This is a genomic window from Enterococcus sp. CWB-B31, assembly GCF_020567645.1.
Taxonomy (GTDB): Bacteria; Bacillota; Bacilli; order Lactobacillales; family Enterococcaceae; genus Enterococcus_L.
The window spans coordinates 116,963-137,339 of record NZ_JAJDJW010000002.1; the positions used below are offsets into that span (position 1 = coordinate 116,963).

General features: G+C 36.6%; 19 protein-coding genes. 1 reads left to right on the plus strand and 18 read right to left on the minus strand.

Going from position 1 to position 20,377, the window contains the following annotated elements:
• Position 1: 1 nt before the first annotated feature.
• The 18 genes from LI954_RS03205 to LI954_RS03290 form a co-directional block, all read right to left on the minus strand.
• Positions 2–664, minus strand: a complete 663-nt coding sequence (locus LI954_RS03205) for a hypothetical protein (protein ID WP_229443589.1) — start codon at positions 662–664, stop codon at positions 2–4.
• The gene (locus LI954_RS03210; protein WP_229443591.1) at positions 661–3,225 is read right to left on the minus strand and encodes a phage tail tip lysozyme; all 2,565 of its coding nucleotides are present in this window, start codon (positions 3,223–3,225) and stop codon (positions 661–663) included. Before LI954_RS03210 ends, LI954_RS03205 begins: the two co-directional genes overlap by 4 nt.
• Before the next feature lie 22 nt (positions 3,226–3,247).
• On the minus strand, positions 3,248–4,168 hold the full coding sequence (locus tag LI954_RS03215) for a hypothetical protein (RefSeq protein ID WP_229441694.1): 921 nt from the start codon (positions 4,166–4,168) through the stop codon (positions 3,248–3,250).
• A gap of 360 nt (positions 4,169–4,528) precedes the next feature.
• The gene (locus LI954_RS03220; RefSeq protein ID WP_229443593.1) at positions 4,529–5,239 is read right to left on the minus strand and encodes a hypothetical protein; all 711 of its coding nucleotides are present in this window, start codon (positions 5,237–5,239) and stop codon (positions 4,529–4,531) included.
• A 100-nt stretch (positions 5,240–5,339) separates the two neighbouring features.
• Entirely contained in the window at positions 5,340–6,422 is a 1,083-nt protein-coding gene (locus tag LI954_RS03225) for a hypothetical protein (protein WP_229443595.1), read from the minus strand.
• 460 nt (positions 6,423–6,882) lie between these two features.
• Positions 6,883–7,389, minus strand: a complete 507-nt coding sequence (locus LI954_RS03230) for a hypothetical protein (protein ID WP_229443597.1) — start codon at positions 7,387–7,389, stop codon at positions 6,883–6,885.
• Positions 7,390–7,526: 137 nt separating this feature from the next.
• Entirely contained in the window at positions 7,527–8,018 is a 492-nt protein-coding gene (locus LI954_RS03235) for a hypothetical protein (protein ID WP_229443599.1), read from the minus strand.
• Between the two features lie 124 nt (positions 8,019–8,142).
• A complete protein-coding gene (locus LI954_RS03240) occupies positions 8,143–8,409 on the minus strand; it encodes a hypothetical protein (protein ID WP_229443601.1) in 267 nt (88 codons plus the stop codon).
• Between the two features lie 135 nt (positions 8,410–8,544).
• Entirely contained in the window at positions 8,545–9,033 is a 489-nt protein-coding gene (locus tag LI954_RS03245; protein ID WP_229443603.1) for a hypothetical protein, read from the minus strand.
• Positions 9,034–9,276: 243 nt separating this feature from the next.
• The gene (locus LI954_RS03250; protein ID WP_229443605.1) at positions 9,277–9,894 is read right to left on the minus strand and encodes a lipoprotein; all 618 of its coding nucleotides are present in this window, start codon (positions 9,892–9,894) and stop codon (positions 9,277–9,279) included.
• Entirely contained in the window at positions 9,894–10,406 is a 513-nt protein-coding gene (locus LI954_RS03255; protein WP_229443607.1) for a hypothetical protein, read from the minus strand. The genes LI954_RS03250 and LI954_RS03255 overlap by 1 nt, the downstream gene beginning before the upstream one ends.
• Positions 10,407–10,522: 116 nt before the next feature.
• Positions 10,523–10,891: a hypothetical protein gene (locus tag LI954_RS03260; RefSeq protein WP_229443609.1), complete on the minus strand. Its 369-nt coding sequence runs from the start codon at positions 10,889–10,891 to the stop codon at positions 10,523–10,525.
• A 41-nt stretch (positions 10,892–10,932) separates the two neighbouring features.
• A complete protein-coding gene (locus LI954_RS03265; RefSeq protein ID WP_202064563.1) occupies positions 10,933–11,442 on the minus strand; it encodes a hypothetical protein in 510 nt (169 codons plus the stop codon).
• A gap of 249 nt (positions 11,443–11,691) precedes the next feature.
• Positions 11,692–12,174 carry a hypothetical protein gene (locus tag LI954_RS03270; protein ID WP_229443611.1) on the minus strand — a complete coding sequence of 161 codons (483 nt, stop codon included), beginning with the start codon at positions 12,172–12,174 and terminating at the stop codon, positions 11,692–11,694.
• Between the two features lie 146 nt (positions 12,175–12,320).
• Positions 12,321–12,740, minus strand: a complete 420-nt coding sequence (locus LI954_RS03275; RefSeq protein WP_229443612.1) for a hypothetical protein — start codon at positions 12,738–12,740, stop codon at positions 12,321–12,323.
• A gap of 146 nt (positions 12,741–12,886) precedes the next feature.
• The gene (locus LI954_RS03280) at positions 12,887–13,378 is read right to left on the minus strand and encodes a hypothetical protein (protein ID WP_229441697.1); all 492 of its coding nucleotides are present in this window, start codon (positions 13,376–13,378) and stop codon (positions 12,887–12,889) included.
• A 146-nt stretch (positions 13,379–13,524) separates the two neighbouring features.
• Entirely contained in the window at positions 13,525–18,834 is a 5,310-nt protein-coding gene (locus tag LI954_RS03285) for a hypothetical protein (RefSeq protein WP_229443613.1), read from the minus strand.
• Between the two features lie 238 nt (positions 18,835–19,072).
• On the minus strand, positions 19,073–19,351 hold the full coding sequence (locus tag LI954_RS03290) for a hypothetical protein (RefSeq protein WP_229443614.1): 279 nt from the start codon (positions 19,349–19,351) through the stop codon (positions 19,073–19,075).
• A 263-nt stretch (positions 19,352–19,614) separates the two neighbouring features.
• On the opposite strand from LI954_RS03290, the gene LI954_RS03295 reads away from it, so the two are divergent.
• Positions 19,615–20,355 carry a hypothetical protein gene (locus LI954_RS03295; protein WP_229443615.1) on the plus strand — a complete coding sequence of 247 codons (741 nt, stop codon included), beginning with the start codon at positions 19,615–19,617 and terminating at the stop codon, positions 20,353–20,355.
• Positions 20,356–20,377 lie beyond the last annotated feature (22 nt).

Sequence of the window (20,377 nt, forward strand, 5' to 3'; positions counted from 1 at the left end):
ATCACCTGTTTACATGGGAGTATTTTAAATAATTGACAAGTGTCGTATTAAATACCCCCTGTCCTTTCAATTCTACTTTTTTGTAGCCGGTCGCAAGAATTTTTCCCCTCTGCCAGGCAGGTAAATAACCGGCTATTTTAAGAAGATCAAAATTCGTCAGTCCATCACTTGGATAAACACCTTCCCCATCAATCCATGATTCGGGATAGACTGCCTGAAAATAAGGAGTTAAATTAATTCCCTCAACCCAAATTTCAAAATCAGAGACACTGCTTGTAAACATTGAAATACCTGCATCCAGCGAATGATTATGCGGAACGGTTGAATGACTGTGCGGATTAGGTGAAATGGTGTTTTGATTCACTGTTAAGCCCGTATCTTTCACCTGTACAGCGGTTGAACCAGTCGCACCCCCGCCGCCAATCGGCATTGCAAACGGCTGAATAATAATTTTGAACTCAAATCGCTCGTAATAAATCAGATCCGGACTGACAGAGATATAAAAAGAAGCAGGATGATTGGTATCACCCTGCCGCGTAAATTCCATGCCGTAAACATCCACCACCTGATTTCTCCGCTGAAACTGATTTTGTCTGCTTTCAGCTGTTCGATCACCCACACGTTCAGCCAGCTGATTGAGGGCTCTATCATACGTCATATTCATTGTTGATCACTCTCCCTGTCAATTTTCAGGTATTTCTCCAGCGTCACTGTGTTGGTTTCCATGCCGCTTTGATCCATCTGATAACTGATTCCTGTCAGATAATACCAATCATCCATTTTCAATATCTTCTTCATATAACTTGAGCATTCTTCAAGAATCAGCTGCTGATTATCATAAAACAGCCGGACTCTATCCCCAACGTTTAAATCAGCGGGCAATTCCTCCACTTCAAATTCAATTTTATAAGAACGGCGGGATTGCTTCAGTTTATTCACTGCCGCATCATACGCCATTTTTGCAGCTTTAGCACGATCTTCATCAGTAATTTCTTCGCCATCAGTATTAAATGGAGCCAGATCATTAAACCCAAATGAGCCCTCAATTACTTTGCCAGATTCCAATGCGATACTCTCGGTATCAATCACTGTATATTCAATCTCATCATTAGGCGCCAGCTTGGTAAACTTGATATAGTCATACCCTCGCTCATTATTAATGGTATTTCTCAAAATATACACTGGAAAATTCGGGTCCTGAGCGCCTTCTTCCTCATAAATTTCCCGAAGACTCATACTGGACATACCGGAATCCGATTTTTCTCCATAGACAGTCACAACATTAATCACATTCCCAAAATCATGGGTAATCGAAGGTTCAGTAAGAATGCGGATGTTCTGTCTGCCTGTTGGCTTTGTGGAAAAAATATACGGCTTCTGTTCTCCAAATGTCCCAATCTCCAATGCTCTGCCAAATTGAAACCCTACCCGCCAAAACAAATCAGGCGTCAGCTCACACGTTTTTGTGAGCCCCGCCAGTTTATCCTGCCGACTGTAGACATAATCAATGACACGAGTCGCAGTGTTCTGCAGATAATTCATATTCCAGCCAGGATAACGAAAATCCAACGTACTGTAGATATCATTGACGGTTCTGTTTTTAGCCGCCAAATTCGTGGAAACCTGTCTGTATTCCCATTCAGAAATCACATGAGTAAGATCCACATCCAGCGTTTCATTGATTTTATCCAGACTATATCCTGTAACGATACCGTGAAACACTTTATTGTTAATATACAGCTTCATTTCTTCACGTCCATTGATCCATTCGATATATTCAATAGGCAACGTAATCTGAGTGGAAGGAACATACATCAGCTCATTGCTCCAGCTTAGAGTATTTAAAATCTTTGTTCCCCGCTTAATCACCTTGCCGCCTTCCAGTATTTCAAAAAAGAACGTTGTATTCCCGCGTGCAAAGGGATCAATTTCTATGTCAAATGCCTGCTCATAAATAATAATCTTGTCAAAAATCAGTTCATCTGTTGCCGAGCCATTTGTCCGTATTCCTTTAATGTACACAGCTGTTTCGTTCGGTACTTCAAAGGTCACACTAAAGCCTGATTTTTCCACTCCAATGACATTTGGATAGGCTTCTTTCACATCCGGACGATCAATCGCCGGTGCTTCCACCCTGTCCAGCTCCTCATCTGTTTCTGCATTGATACACGCAATATATTCAGTTCCCTTGTCCGAACTGAAATGCCAGCCGGACGCATAAATTTTTCCTGCCTTAATCCCCAGAAAGTCCAAGGAGCCAACATTAGTCATTGTTTCAAAGCTTTCCAATTCATCAAAATCGGAAGGCAAATCCATTAAAAAGCTGTACCAGCGATTGGCCGCGTCGATTCTTCTTTGCTGATGCTCGGTCCCTGCACGTTCAAAATTTTTCAGAAAAGCAAATGCAGCCTGTTCCACATCTCCGACATTTTTAAACCCTTCGACTGATTTTGGTTCTACCGCACCAATCCACTGACCATTAAACATGCACCAGTCAATTAGCCGAGTTTGAACCTCAGCATTTCGGTAATCCCCTGCGATTCCGGCATGACTGAGCAGGCGCTGAACGTATTCACGACCATTCCAAGTTGCTCCACCTACAAGAGGATATGCTGAACCGTCCCATTGCACCAGACCATACGCTGGTCCGCCGGCCATTTGATCAGTATCCGGATTCATGCTGGACGCTGTTTCAACATCAATATTTCCAAGGATGCCGGCAATCGCCATTTTGTTATAGCCCGCTTTATTTAGGATTTGTGCGATTGACCAGGATCGCCGTTCTTCAGCTGTTGTTAAATTAGGCGTTCCGCTTGCTCCTGATGCATTCCTGTAAATAACCGCCGGCGGGTTATGGTTGTAACTCAGGCTGCCAGAATAATTGTTCGCCGTAATCCCATCTGTATTGCAGTGAATGATAGTACTGTTATCTATAAAAATTCCTGTATGCCCTGCCGCTCCACCAGAGGCACCGCGAATTCCCCAGATAAAAATATCTCCTCGCTGCGGCGTATTCGCACTTTGCCAACCGGCATTTTCCAGATGACCAAACAGAGAATCTGTATTTCCCATTGTACCGGCAGCAAGAAAACCGCCGGCAATCAATGCAAAATAAACAGCAGAGCTGCAGTCATAGCTGTTTGGTCCCAGTCTGGCTGCCATACTGTAGGAAACTTTCCCTTTTCGCTGATCCATCCAGTTAATCATTGTTTCAATACTTGCCATTTTTTTCACCTACTTTCCAGTTTTAGATATACGGTGGTACAGATGTCTGATTTGCATTGACAAATTGGATCTGTACATTAGCAAGGTCATCCATAGTCGTTGCTACGTTGTCATTGAATACTTCAAAAAATTGTATCCAGCCACTATCCTGACCAGGAACTAAAGCGCCGTTCAATCCAAGTGGAACTGTTTTGTTGATAGTATCAGTAAAGGTAGTCATAGCTCTATGTGTGCGCTGATAAATCAGCTGTTCTCCACTGTTTTTCACAAATAAGTTAATGACAAACGTATTCACGTCACTTATTCCATCTGAAGTATAACTGCAAGTATTGATAGTAACACTTCTAATCTGCCACTTCGCATTCAAACCGTTTTCCTGTCCCATCCCAAAGTTAACAGTTCCAGTAACAGAACCTCTTCCAAGACGTTGTGTGAAAGCTCCGTCCAACCAGTCAGACCAATTAAACACGAAATTTCCAGTACTTCTGTCAATTGAAACATTCATCCCCGGTGTTGAATATTCTATATTATATCGAGCATTCACTTCCCAATTTTGAGCTGCCAAACCATCAAGTGCAGACTCAACTTGAGCCATTTTTTTCCATAATTTTTCAATTGAATCCTCTAATTCATGAATTTTTACCCACTGCCCGCATTCGCTGCAGATCATTGCCTTATTAACCAGCAGTAAATTTGTCATAAGCTGCTCCATAAACTCTTTCCAGTCGCAGACGTCATAAGAAGCTAAAGTATCTCCTAGTGCCCCAATCAGACAGTCGTTCAAATCATTTAAATCCTCACAATTTGTATGAAGAACAGATAAATCTGGATTCAATCCTGTATCTTTTTGCAGGCTACTGCATTCTTTTCCTGTTATTCCATTTATAATAAAATTTGCTGCATACTCCTTTAAATTCTCACAAGCTAAACAATAATCAGCCATTTATTCCAACTCCTCTTATTTATTGAAAGCAGCCATTTGTCCAATCGTCTGGAGAAATAGCTACTTTATTTTTTTTTATGAATAGTAGATATGAGCACATTTGAACCTACGATTATTCGACGTATAAAGTAACTGTATCAAGGTTCACAGTGAATAATTTAAGCATTATGCTTTTTCTCGAGTAATCGCCAATCAGTATGCATAAAATCGCAGATACAAATAGCGATTAATAATACAGTTCCTCTGTATTGTGAACCTGGGCAAACCAAACCCTGTAGATATAAAAAGACATTGATTTACTTATTCTGTATTCCTATTTGTTTGCGACTTCCTTCTTAACCTTTCAGCTTCTTCCACTAACTATTTCACTTTTTTGCGTCCAACAACGATAAAGGTTACCGGTACGCTATAAGGATATTGTGAATCAATTATCCCTTCAATTTCATACGTATCGAAGTTCACCTGATAGTTATCTCCGATCTTTACAGAACTCTGAATAGCTACTGTTACTGCATGAACCCGGTTTCCAACTACCTGCGGCTGAGCAACAACTGTATCAACAATGTCCATTTCTGATACTGGAATGTTAATGTAGGATTCACCCATATTTGGTGATCCCGACCAATAAATCTCATTTCCTCCGCCTGTAGTGATAAATTTATCAACTGGGACTGTATGACTGTACGTTTTCGTTACAGTCACGTAGCCTTCTCTATCTATAATAATTTTTTCAAGAGCTTCAATTCGCTTCAACAGCTCCCAGATCATCGCCCACTGTCCGCATGCATTGCAAACCATCGCTTTTTGGAATGTCTCCATATTTGTCATGTAGATTTCCATAAATTCTTTCCAATCACAAACATCAAAAGCAGGCAGCTTATCTTTGGGTACGCCCAATAAACAAGCCAGCATATCATTCAGATCCTCACAATTATTATGAAGAACCGATAAATTAGGATTTAATCCTGTATCCTTCTGCAGACTCTGACATTCTTTATCTGTTATTCCATTCGCAACAAAATTCGGTGCATATTCTTTCAAATTTGCACACGCTGAACAGTTTTCAGCCATTTATTCCAACTCCTTCTAGTTTTTTTACTAAATTAATTTCATCCTAATGCTACAAAGAAGAGCATAAACCAATTCTCAGTTTATGCCCTTCTTCTCTCATTTAAATTGTTACATTATCCTCTTTTACATAAATACAAGTCATATCGCAGCAATTGTTTGTTTCCACGATGATTCCGTTTGTTCCCTGATGAACAGTAAAGCCAAAGGTTGAACCTTCCGGAATTATCAAGTTATTAATATCAATCACCATTTCCTTGCAGCATTCATCTTCCAAATAGTAGATTTCTCCGCTGGCTGTCAATGTTAATTTGCCAGTGTACTCGCCTAAAATCTGCATCGTATTTCCATTTAATGTAATTAACGGGTCCTTCATTGAACCAATCAACGTAATGATGATATTTTCGGTATCTACGAGTGTATGACTGTAAAACTGCCCGGCAATAATATTTTTGCAGTTGTCTGACTTACAGATTTTATGCCCCAGCATTTTTTCTTCACCCCAGATTTTTTTTCCGGCTTCACAATTGTAGATTATTTTGTAGCTGTCTCCGCACTGACTATAAAAGTGTTGGGTAATTTCCTTCTTTAAACCACAGAGAGAAAACTCTTCCAACAGAAAATCACACTCACAAAGACACTTTGCACAGGACTGCTTCATTGGCTTCACGCAAGAAGCACAGCAATCTGTACACTCATCCTCTTCTCTGAAATCCAGACATTCCACAAAATTACAGGCCTGATACGGCTTCAAAAATACTTTTCTCGGATCAGCTTTGTGCCATATTCCTTCATAAAGAACCAGATCAATATCAATAGTGACACTGTACTTTTCCACTGCATATGTCTCACTAAAATCTTTGACGAAAGCATTTGTCCATAAAAGCTGTTCTCCTTCAATTGCCCAAAGCTTGCCCGGTTTCAGTATATTCAGAAAGATATAGTCCTTATAAAACTTCTGTTGTTCACAGCTTATTTTTCTTGTATCCAGTTTCAATGACATACTTAATGACTGCTCTGCCGAAAGATGCTGGCGCGCTTTAAACACAGCATAGCTTCCATGCCCATGACTGTAATCAGCCGTGGTCGCTTTAAAACTGCCGCTCAAATCCGCCGACTGCAGCATATCATAATTATCAATCACCAGATCATTGAACTGAATATATTTCCTCGTTAGTATTGTCATAATCGCCCTCCTTATATATTATATTTAAGGTTTTAATCTTCCGATTGTTGGAGGAGAACCTTATGAACCTGTGTTATTTTTATTGGTATTTCCTCAAATTCTTTGAGAAAATATACATGATGGATTGAGCGGTTGGATTATCTGCTCCTTGAGTCGTAGAACTTGTAATCGAAAGACTGATCCCTCTTTCTTAAAGAAGCAGCTATTTTATTTATTGAAAAATCAGGAAAATTCACCAAATTTAATCATTTATCAGCCTTTTGTTCCTATGGTAAAAATTGGAAGCTACCCAATTTTAGTCGACAAAAAAACAAGAGCTTGGATGGGCTCTTGTTCTGATTTTACATATTCTTTTCGTAATACCAATGGGCAAATTCCAATATTTCTTGATCTGAAAAATTTAAGCTTTCAAGGGTTTTAGCAATTTTTGTAATATCAGTAGCATATAAATTTGATTCAACTATTTTTTATCATAACACCATTGAGCAAACTCTAACATTTCTTGATCTGAGTAGTCTATACTTTCCAAAACTTCTGCTAATGCATTGATATCTGTATTGAGATGTGGATCCTCAACAATTCTTCCCATACTTAATTCATAATATAAAGTATCCTTTTTTTCACCATCTATATTGCCTTTCAAATAAAGTCTGATATCAAAAATTTCATTACTTTCAATGTCAAACACTAAATCCAATTCAAAGTAATCATAGTCTATACTTTTTTCTCTACTAAAAGTTATATGGTGGACAGAACCATAATCTTCTAAATTAACAAAGACAATTTCAACTCCCTTATCTTCTAAATCTTTTTGCATGGCTTCCATCTTTTTTGTTTCGTTAGCAGTTTTATCTTCAGTACTTTGTTTCGTTGATACTGCTGCTCCATCTTTCTCTTCTGACGAACCACAACCTGTAAAACCTAATACAGTGACCATTGCCAATAAAAATAATCCTATTTTTTTCATTTTGTTCTCCTCCAACCATTATAAAACGTAACTATTTGTAGTTTATCATAGTTTGTTCTTTGGAAGATATACAATTTTGGAATTTGAACTATACAAAAAAACAAGAGGCTCATTATCTCCTGTTCTTCGTAGAATACTTATTTGTTGTTTTCGTAGTACCATTGGGCAAATTCTAAGAGTTCTTTATCTGAATAACCTATGCTTTCAAGGACTTCAGCCAATGCATCAATATCTGTATCACGAATAGATGATTCTACTATTCTACCTTGACTTACCTCATAGTACAAATCATCTTTCTTATTCCCATCAATATTTCCTTTCAGTCCGAGAGTGATTTGAAAAATTTCATCTTCACTGAATTTAAAAATCATTTCAAAATAATCATAATCTATACTTTTCTCTCTTGTTACCCATAAATATCCATCATAATAATCAAACTTAACTCCTTTATCTGCTAAATCTTCTTCCATTTTTTTCATATTCTTATCTTCTTTTGACACAGTATCTTCCGTACTTTCTTTAACTAAACTAGATGCTGTTTCTTTAGTCCCTTCATTTGTACTTGTTCCACATCCAGATAAACCAAAAAATACTCCGAATACTAACAAACTTAACGCTAATTTTTTCATTTTATTTCCTCCTAAATCAAATAACTACGTCTAGCTTAACATAGTTTTCTCCTTGGAAGATATATTATTTTGGGTTATATTAAAAGAACAAGAGATGTTTTTTCTCTTGCCTTTAATTAATGAATTATTTGTTGTTTTCGAAATACCACCAAGCAAATTCAACAAGCTCTTTATCAGAGTATTCTATACTTTCAAGAACTTCAGCAAGAACAACAATATTACTTTTTAATTGTAATTCAATATCTAAAATTTCTAATGGACTATCACTAAATAGAAAAGTCATCTTAAAATATTCACAGTCAATCCCCTTCTCCCTAGTAAAGGTTAGTTCTCTGCGATCATAAATAACCTCTACACTTTCTTCACCTAACGAGTCTTCCAACTTTTTCATTTCATCTTCTTTTTTTTATTTCTTCTTCAATTGAAGTATCCTCAGTGATCGTTTCTAAAGAAACTGTCGTTGATGAGTCCTCCATTTTATTCCCACTTGAATTGGGTTAGATAACAAATAAAAAGACGGCTACTATTAATTACTTTTATTGTACCATAGAGCAAATTTAATCATATCCGTATCAGAATAATTAATACTTTCTAAAGTCTCTGCCAATAAATCAATATCTGTATTATAGACAGTAGATTCTACCATTCTTCCTTGCTTCACTTCGTAATACAAAGTGTCCTTCTTTTCTCCATCAATACTACCTTTGAGTTGAAGTCTTATCTCTCTGATTTCCGAAACATCTCTAAAATTGAAAACTAGCCAAAAATAATCATAGTCAATCCCTTTTTCCCTAGTAAATTCTATATCTTGATTAGCAGTATTTCTTCTAATTTCAACTCCCTTATCTTCTAAATCTTTTTGCATGGCTTCCATCTTTTTTGTTTCGTTAGCAGTTTTATCTTCAGTACTTTGTTTCGTTGATACTGCTGCCCCATCTTTATCTTCTGACGAACCACAACCTGTAAAACCTAATACAGTGACCATTGCCAATAAAAATAATCCTATTTTTTTCATTTTGTTCTCCTCCAAATATAATAATCACAACTATTTGTAGTTTATCACAAAACATTTGGTTGGAGAAAACTATTTTTGATGAAAATGAATAGAAGTAATAGTTATAAGCTTACACCCTTCAAAAAAACACACAAAAAGTCTATATTAGCTAGTGCCTGTAAACAATAGATTTAAAAATACAATTTTGGAAAGAATAAAGAACAAGAATCAAAAATAGACTCTTGTTCTCAAAAAAAATATTTTCTAATTATTTCCATGATACCATTGGGCAAACTCTAACATTTCTTGATCTGAGTAATCCAAACTTTCCAATACTTCTGCTAATGCATTGATATCTGTATTATCCAAGGAATGCTCAACAATTCGTCCTTTACTAACACTATAATACAATGACTCCTTATCCTGCCCATCAATATTTCCTTTTAACTCAAGCCCTACTTTAAAAATTTCTTGACCATCAAACTCAAATCGCATTAGAAAATAATCATAGTCTATACTTTTCTCTCTCTTAAAAGTTAGAAAATTCCCGTATTCATTGTATTCAATACTCACACCTTTTTCTTCAAGGTCTTCTGCCATATCTCTCATCTTCTCATCTTCTTTTGCAGAACTATCTTCCGTACTCTCTTTTGTACTTTGTTCTGTTGTTGAAGCTGAAGTTTTTTCTCCATTCGATCCGCAAGCTGAAAGTCCTACCGTTAGTCCTACAGCTAATATTGTTAACATCATTTTCTTCATTTCATTTCCTCCAAATACAATAATCACAACTATTTGTAGTTTATCATAGTTTGTTCTTTGGAAGATATACAATTTTGGATATCTTCCAAAGAACAAGAGAATTATCTCCTGCTCTTCATCCATTATTTGTTATTTTCGTAGTACCACAATGCAAACTCTACAAATTCCTGATCTGAATATCCTAGACTTTCAAGTACTTCTGCCATAGCTGTTATATCTGTATTTGAATAAGGGGCTTCCACAATTCTATTTTGGCTTATTCTATAATACAAACTATCCTTTTCTTTTCCATCTATATTTCCTTTAAGAGTAAGAGTAATTTCTAGTATTTCTTTATTCTTAGAATCAATAATGATAGTCATATCAAAATAATCATAATCTATTCCTTTTTCTCTATTTAACTTCAAAAAATCGCTAAATCTAGCTACTTTGACCCCTTTTTCTTCTAAATCAGCCATCATGTCTTCCATTTTCTTATCCTCTATAGAAGAAGAATCTTCTGTACTCTCAATAGTACTCGTTATAGCTGTTTCATTCGTAGAAGATGAGATATCAGTTTTATCTTCACTTGAATTACACGCCGCAAGACTAGCTACTGACCCAAATGCTAAAAAGCTCAGTATTATTTTTTTCATTTCATTTCCTCCAAACACAATAATTACAACTATTTGTATTTTATCATAAATTATTCTTTAGAAAAACTAACTTCTGAATCTTATAGACTGGTTCATAATCTTTTTTCAATACCCGACTACCTCAAATATCGGCTTGCTCGCTTCATCATATAATCAGGATTCCCTCCCACAACATTTTGCGTTACCCGATTCGCATTGTTTGTTGTGTGATTGACATTATTCACAATACTTGAAACAGCATGTGTTAGCATTCCTGATGTATTAAATCTGCCTGTCAGCGCATTGAATGCGCCACGGACATCAAGACTATTCACACGCTTCATAAAATCAAGCCCAAAGGTATTTACCGCTGCTTTTCGTTGTACAAACTCGCCCGGTGTCAGCATAGCAGGTACTGTATCAGTTCCTCTTTTCTTAAAAATACTCGCCAACCCGCCGGAAGCCAAATAGCTAGGAACTAATAGACGGTATATAATTCGGGTCATTGAAAAAGAACAGGAGAATAATATTCCTGTTCTTTATACAATTACTTGTTATTATCGTAATACCATTGAGCGAATTCCAATATTTCTTTATCAGAGTAACCAAGACTTTCAAGAACTTCTGCCAGTTCATTAATATTAGTATTAGAATATGCAGCTTCAACAATTCTTCCTTGGCTTATGTCAAAGTATAATAAATCTTTTTTTTCACCATCTATATTTCCTTTCAGTTCAAGTATAGTTCTAATAATTTTATCAGTCTTTTCGCTAAAAAGAAATCTCATCTCAAAGTAGTCATAATCTATGCTTTTTTCCCGATTAAAATACAGATAACCATGAGAACCAAACACCTTAAATATTACTCCTTTTTCTTCAAGATCTCTTTCCATTTCTCTCATTTTCTCATCTTCTTTAGCAGAAGAATCAACTGTACTTACAATTGTACTTGTTTCTTTTGTTGATGATAAGATGTTTGCTTTATCTTCACTTGAATTACACGCTGCAAGACTAACTACTGCCCCAAATACTAAAAAGCTCAGTATTATTTTTTTCATTTCATTTCCTCCAAACACAATAATTACAACTATTTGTATTTTATCATACATTATTCTTTAGAGAAACTAACTTCTGAATCTTATAGACTGGTTCATAATCTTTTTTCAATACCCAACTACCTCAAATATCGGCTTGCTCGTTTCATCATATAATCTGGATTACCCCCAACTACGGAAGATATACAATTTTGGAATTTGAACTATACAAAAAAACAAGAGACTCATTATCTCCTGTTCTTCGTAGAATACTTATTTGTTGTTTTCATAGTACCATTGGGCAAATTCTAAGAGTTCTTTATCTGAATAATCCATGCTTTCGAGGACTTCTGCAATTTTTGTGATATCCGTATTATATAAATTTGATTCAACTATTCTACTTTTACTAACTTCATAATATAAAAGATCTTTCTTCTCCCCATCTATATTACCTTTCAATTCAAGTGTAATTTCAAAAAGACCCTTCGAACCAAATTTAAATGTCATTTGAAAATACTCATAGTCTATTCCTCTTTCTCTAGTTAACCTCAAATAGCCATCATAGTAAGTGATATTTACTCCCTTTTCTTCCAAATCTTTCTGCATGGCTTCCATCTTTTTTGTTTTGTTAGCAGCTTTATCTTCAGTACTTTGTTTCGTTGATACTGCTGCTCCATCTTTATCTTCTGACGAACCACAACCTGCGAAACTTAACACAGTGACCATTGCCAATATAAATAATCCTATTTTTTTCATTTTGTTCTCCTCCAACCATTATAAAACGTAACTATTTGTAGTTTATCACAATTTAAAGATTTGAGGAATTGAATTTTCAACAAGTATTTTTTATTCTTCTATTTGTACTTCACTTAATAATTTTCTTTACTGATGTGTCTATCTTTTTATCTCAAATAACGACTTGCTCGCTTCATCATATAATCAGGATTCCCTCCCACAACATTTTGCGTTACCCGATTCGCATTGTTTGTTGTGTGATTGACATTATTCACAATACTTGAAACAGCAGGCGTTAGCATTCCTGAGGTATTAAATCTGCCTGTCAGCGCATTGAATGCACCACGGACATCAAGACTATTCACACGCTTCATAAAATCAAGCCCAAAGGTATTTACCGCTGCTTTCCGTTGTACAAATTCACCTGGTGTCAGCATTGCTGGCACAGTATCCGTACCTTTTTTCCTGAAAATACTCGCCAACCCGCCGGAAGCCAAATAGCTTGGAACAAGTCCACCAGTTGCAAAACCAACACTGTTTATAATATCAGACCCACTTCCATTAGTAGCACTTACCCTAACATACAAACTTTTTATCGCCAACTTGAACACAGCAACCAAGGCATTTCCAAGGGAGGCATCTACAGCTTTAAAGTTTGATATAGAGAATATATATTTTTTTAGTTAAACTAAAAGAACAAGAGTTGAATTCTCTCCTGTTCTTCATAGAATACCTATTTGTTGTTTTCGTAGTACCATTTGGCGAATTCTAATAGTTCTTTATCTGAATAGTCTATGCTTTCAAGAACCTCAGCTACATTTGATATATCCGAATCGGAAATTACAGAAGATTCCACTATTCTACCACTACTAATATCATAATATTGAGTATCTTTTTCTTTTCCATCAATATTCCCTTTTTGTACAAGTTCCACTTCGTATACTTCATCGGTATCATTGTTAAATACAAATCTCATCTCAAAGTAGTCATAATCTAAACTTTTTTCTCTATTAAAGTAAAGATATCCATATGAACTGCTTAAACTAAATTCAACTCCCTTATCTTCTAAATCTTTTTGCATGGCTTCCATCTTTTTTGTTTCGTTAGCAGTTTTATCTTCAGTACTTTGTTTCGTTGATACTGCTGCTCCATCTTCTGACGAACCACAACCTGCGAAACTTAATACAGTGACCACTGCCAATAAAAATAATCCTATTTTTTTCATTTTGTTCTCCTCCAACCATTATAAAACGTAACTATTTGTAGTTTATCACAATTTAAGGATTTGAGGAATTGAATTTTTAACAAGTATTTTTTGTTCTTCTATTTGTACTTCACCTAATAATTTTCTTTAGCGATGTGTCTATCTTTTTATCTCAAATACCGACTTGCCCGTTTCATCATATAATCCGGATTTCCTCCGACTACATTTTGCGTCACTCGATTCGCATTATTTGTGGTGTGATTAATATTATTCACAATACTTGAAACAGCTGGCGTCAACATCCCCTGAGTATTGAACCTTCCTGTCAACGCAGTGAATGTCCCTCGAATATCAAGGTTGTTCACACGTCTCATGAACTCAAGTCCAAAGGTGCTTACTGCCGCTTTCCGTTGTACAAACTCGCCCGGTGTCAGCATAGCAGGTACTGTATCAGTTCCTCTTTTCTTGAAAATACTCGCCAACCCGCCGGAAGCCAAATAGCTTGGAACTAGTCCACCAGTTGCAAAACCGATATCATTTATAATATCAGACCCGCTTCCATTTGTAGCACCTACTTTGACGTACAATCCGTCTACTGCCGATTTAAACCCTGCCACCAATGCATTCCCAAGGGTAGTTCCCATTGACCTAAAAATTGTGTTGGTCGAAGATCCGCTTAAATTCGTTTGAACAGCGTTGGCTGCCTCACCCAATCTTGAAGAAATTTCTTTTAAGGCTTCACTAAAACCTTCCTGAAGTTTATTCCCATAGAATTTTCCAACTTCATAGAATTGTGTCGAAACGGATCCGCCTCTAAGAAATAGTGCTAAAGCAATCAGTTTAACTGTAAGTACTGCTGGTATACCGACACTGTCAAATCCTTGAAGCAGTGCTGTGGCATAGTTTGTTCCAACAGTTTTGAACTCTTCTAAAAGTCCGTTAATCGCTTCAGTCATAAGTTTGATCTTATTAATTCCTTCACTGATCAAATCAAGCTCTCCAATTTCCGGTGCTTCTGTAATAAATTCCTGAATTGAAGCTAAACATTGGGTTATATTACTCAATGCTGTTCCGAATGTTTCTGGGGCAATCGCATTATCAGTTATTTTTTTTAATTCAGCTTGAAGTTCAACTATTTTTTTTATTTTATTAATAGTGTTACTAACTTTTGATTTAAAACCCTCATTATTCGCTTTTGTACTAGATGACTGAATATTAGCTTCTGGCAGTAAATTATCACCTAAGAGAGGTGCTGCCCATTCAGTAGATTCATTACTGTTTCCCGTATCTGCAAACATATCCATATTCAAGTCAAAATTTGTAACCATTTGATACGCACTTTTCAATTGTCCCAATGTCATTTTGAACTTTTCGATATCAAAATCAAAGTTCAAATTTTCATCTAATTGTTTACCTAGGTTATTCAACTCTGTCAATTTATCGATTGCATCTAAAATAGGCTGCTTAATCTCTTCCCAATTGTCAAACTCAAGTTTATTTCCATCTGAATCTTCTGGAGCAAAATTTGTTGTCAGAACTTCCCGCATAACATCTTTTATTAGTTTTATAGTAGTTTGAAAAGCAGTTAAATTGTCAGCGTTAAATTTAAATTGAAGTGCATTTGAAATTTGTGTTCCCAATAGATTCAGCTCTGTAAGTTTTTCAATTGCTTCATCTACTTTAGCCTTCATTGCTTTCCAACTAGGAATTTTAATTTCTTTTCCATTATTTTCTTTAGGAACAAAATCCGCAGTCAATATTTCTTTAATGGCTATAGCTACATTTTTCATTGTTTCCTTGAATTTATCCAATGCTCCTGCATCAAATGTAAAGTTCAATGCCGTTTCAAGATGATTGATTAGATCATTTACAAGTCCAGCTTTCGTAACTGCATCATTGAGTGAGTCGCTGTCTAGATCCATTTTAAGATCAATTTTTGCAAATTCTTTTACAATATCCTGAATGTTTTGAAGCTTTGTTTTAACATCGCCAAAAATAAGTTCCGCATCTTGAATTTTCGCCAATTCTCCCGCAATCGCCGCCAGATTAGTCACATATTCTTTGGCTGTTTTTACAAGCCCAGTGTCTATACTGTTTTCACCTGTAAATAACGACTTGAATCGATCTACAATATTCCCTTTTTCCAAAAATAAGTCAAAAACGCTTTGAATACCTTCAATTTTTGTTTTTACAGTATTTATATTAAATTCCGCATTTTCTAATTTTTCGAATGACGTTGCGATATCCGCTATTGATTTGACATAATTCTTCGCATCTTTGGCAACACCAGTACCAATGTTTCCACCCTCAAAAAACTCTTTAAAATTAGTTTTCAAGCCTTTAGTCTTTTCAAACATACCAAAGAGACCTTGAATTCCCTGAATTGTTCCATCAACATTTTCCAGTTCATCCATATTCACTCCAGTAAGCTTCTTGGCTGCTTCCGCTACGTCAACTAGGTTACTGATTGCCTGAGAAGCTTTGTCTCCGATCTTAGTATCAATTCCTCCACCATTGAAAAATTGATTCAGTTCGCCAATCAGACCGACACCCTTTTTCAGATAGCCAAAAACATCCTGAATTGCATTAATTTTCGCTTCTACATTTTCTGGTATAGTGATTCCATCAAGCTTCTCTAATTCCAGTCCAACTTCTACCAGCTTCTTGATTCCTTCAGCTGCTACTGCGGTATTTAAAGCTCCGACTGCATTTTCTAATAAGTCCAGAACCCCGCCAAGATCGGCTGCTGTGAAATAGCCTACAGCTTCGGCAATGCCTTCAATCTTTTCTTTTACTCCAGTCATCTCTTCTGGTACATTTTGATCCATCTCTTTAATTGCCTCTGATATGTGAATTAATTCTTCAGCTACCAGATAAACTGTTGCCAGCCCTGCTCCGGCAATTAATGCACCTATTCCAGAAGCCACTAAAGCTCCAACGACTCCGACTAAAACACTCATACCGCCAATCGCAATCCCAATATTTGCCAGCTTAGATGCCACTTTGTCGATATTCCCAGGAACTTTTTTGTCAATCTGTTTCATTGCTTCTGCTGATTCCATTAGCAGTCCAATTACTTCGTCAACAACAAATAAACCAGCAACTGCTGCTGCAGGATTACTCTCAGAAAACTTACCGACAATTAGCACCAGAGCACTCATACCTCCAATAGCTATACCCATACTTGCCAGCTTAGATGTCATGGCACCTAAATCTGATGGTACTTTTTTATTAATCTGCCCCAGTGCATTCGCAGCATCCAATAGTAAAACATTAACCTCACTAATCATTGCCAGACCGGCTTTTGTTTCTTTAGAAAATTTCTTATTCACAGCTCCGGCAATAACTACTAGGGCTCCCATACCAACAATAGCAATCCCCATGCTCGCAAGGCGGGAACTCATCGCTCCTAAATCTGACGGGATTTTCTGGGCGATTTGACCCATTGTTTCTGCTGCCTCTTGCAACAAAATATTGATATCAAGAATCATATCCAAGCCGGCTTTTGCTTCTTCCGGCGCTTTCTTTGCAAAAGCTCCTGCAATTCCTACTAAAACTCCCATACCCAGAATTGCTATACCCATGCTTGCCAATCTGGAACTCATCGCTCCTAAATCTGACGGGATTTTCTGGGCGATTTGACCCATTGTTTCTGCTGTCTCTTGCAACAAAATATTGATATCAAGAATCATATCCAAGCCAGCTTTTGCTTCTTCCGGTGCTTTCTTTGCAAAGGCTCCAGCGATGCCTACTAAAATACCCATTCCCAGAATTGCTATACCCATACTTGCCAATCTGGAACTCATCGCTCCTAAATCTGACGGGATTTTCTGTGCTATTTGTTCCATTGTTTCAGCCGTTTCCTGTAAAACAATGTTAATATCTAAGATTTTACTAAAACCTTCTTTGGCTTCTTCTGGGAACTCTGTCGCTAATTTTCCGGCTATACCTACTAATGCGCCCATTCCTAAAATTGCAATTCCCATACTTGCTAATCTGGAGCTCATTTCACCTAGATTAGATGGAATCTTTTGTGCTATTTGTTCCATTGTTTCAGCAGTTTCCTGTAAAACAATATTGATATCTAAGATTTTACTAAAACCTTCTTTGGCTTCTTCTGGGAACTCTGTCGCTAATTTTCCAGCTATGCCCACTAATGCGCCCATCCCTAAAATTGCAATTCCCATGCTTGCCAATCTGGAACTCATTTCACCTAGATTAGACGGAATCTTTTGTGCTATTTGTTCCATTGTTTCTGCTGTTTCCTGTAAAACAATGTTGATATCTAAAATCTTACTAAATCCTTCTTTGGCTTCTTTCGGGAATTCAATTGCTGCTTTTCCAGCAATTCCTACTAACAACCCCATACCACCGATAGCAATACCCATACTTGCCATTTTTGACGCCACTTCACCAAAGTTTGATGGTACCTTAGTTGCCACTTCACCAAGAGCTTCTGCAGATTCGATCATCACTTTACTGATTTCACTTATTGTTTTAAAGCCTGCTTTCGCTTCTTTCGGAAACTTCGTTGCAGCGGCTCCAGCAATTCCTGCTAACAACCCCATACCACCAATCGCAATGCCCATGCTTGTCATTTTAGCTGCAACATCACCGAAATCTGATGGTAGTCTCCCTGAGATTTCTTCTATTACCTCAACAGATTCAACCAAGGCTTTACCGATTTCTCGGATCATTTTAAATCCAGTTTTTGCTTCCTTAGGAAACTCAGTTGCAGCGGCTCCAGCAATTCCTGCTAACAACCCCATACCACCAATCGCAATGCCCATGCTTGTCATTTTAGCTGCGACTTCACCGAAATCTGATGGTAGTTTCCCTGAGATTTCTTCTATTACCTCAGCAGATTCAACTAAAACTTTACCGATTTCTCGAATCATTTTAAATCCAGTTTTTGCCTCTTTTGGAAACTCAGTCGCTGCCGCACCTGCTGCTCCAACCAACACGCCCATTCCTACGATAGCTGCCCCCATGGCTGTCAACTTAGGGATAATTGAATCTATATCTGCCGGCAGCTTATCGCTGGCAGTTTGTAGAGCTGCAGCACCTTCTTCAATAACTGCAGTAATATTTTTAATCAGCTTAAGCCCCTGATCCTGCAATTCACTACCAATATTCTCCATATTTAAATCAACATCACTTAAACGAATCGAGATATCTGTCTGAATTTGAATACTACTTAGTTGTTGGATATTCTTGTGCAGTTTCCCCAGTGCATTTGCAGCTTCATTGATGTCTCCAGTATCGACTTCAATGATCGCTTTTTTTATGGATAGTCCACTTAGCTTTGTATTCAACTTGTCTAGTTTCTTTTCTGCAGCATCCAATTTCTTTGTATCTAATCGAATATTTATTTTTTCTTTTTCCAGCTTTTTGATTTGAGAATTGATTTTGGCGAGTTCTTTTTCCACTTCTTTTGCGTTACTTCTTATATCTATTGATATTTTTTCAATTGCCACTCTGCCGCCTCCTTTCTTTCTTTGTAATCAATGTGCAGCTATTTTCCTGCACTCCGCTGTTTCAGATAATAAAAAAAGCATGAGTGAAAACTCATACTTTTATCTATACTTATTTAGATAGAAATAATTATTCATTCCCCTTGTACCACTGGGCAAATCCTAACATTTCTTTGTCATCATATCCTATACTATCCAACACTTCAGCAATTCCGCTTATATCATGTCTATATAATGACGACTAAACTATCTTTCCTTCGCTTACATCATAACATAAAGTGTCCTTCATCTTACCATCGCTGTTCCCTTTTAGTTGAAGATTTACTTGTGAGACCTCGTTTATTTCACGATCAAACTGAAATTTCATTTCAAAATAATCATAGTCGATACCTTTTTCTCCCAAAGCTTCTTCCATTTTTTTATATTCTTTTGCTGATTTTTGCTCTGTTGACGTTTTACCACTTGAAGTATCCCCATTTGATCCACACCCAGCTAATTCTATTGTTACTATTGACAGCAAACATACCATCTATACTTTTTTCACTTTTTTTCCTCCTAAAATACTATTACATTACTAATTTCAATTTAACATAACTTACTATATAAGGGAAATACATACTTAGATAATTTATCTCACAGAAAACTGAAAAGACAGATGCTGCCAATTGTTTCAGTAAAAACTACTCCTTTTTAAAAGTAAGAAAAAAATTATGATATTTTTATGTTATACTATATCTGATTTTACAAACAACTATCACAATATTCAACTAAGGAGTATTTCACATGAAAAAAATAACGTTATTGGTACTTTCTATCATTTTTTTATCTGCCTGTAATTCACAAACTGCATCAACAACAAATTCTTCAAGCAGCCAGCCATCTTCAGAACAGAATGCAAACTCTTCGACAACAAATACTGCTGTAAAAACATTGACAGGTGATCTTACAGTAGGTAAAGACATCATGCCAGGAATTTATAATATCAAGGCAATTGGTGATGGCTATGGAACTGTAAGTTTGCTTTCTGCTGATGGTGAAGAAATGCCGTTTCGTGAATATATGGCCTCTACTGAAGGAAAAGAAAGACTTCAAAAATTCCCTGAAGCTGGTGATCCTGAAAATTACAGTGAGGAAATTCTTGGATTAACATTACGTGATGGTGAAACAATTAAGATTCGTGAACTTTCAATCAGTTTTTCAAGCGTTCAATATTCTGAAACTGACAAAACAAAAATACTAACAAGTAACCTATCAGTTGGAGAAAATGGTGATTTAACTCCAGGTACTTATGACCTTAAAGCAGTTGGTGATGGTTATGGCACTGTTAGTGTACTTTCTGCTGATGGTGAAGAAATGCCGTTTCGTGAATACATGGCCTCTCCTGAAGGAAAAGAACGTGTTAAAGTATTCCCTGAAGCCGGTGATTCTGAAATTTACAGTAAAGCAAGACAAGGGTTAACCTTACATGAAGGCGAAACACTACGTATACGTAGTGTTTCCATCGAATTCACCAAAGTAGACTAATCATTTTTTCACCATACACAAA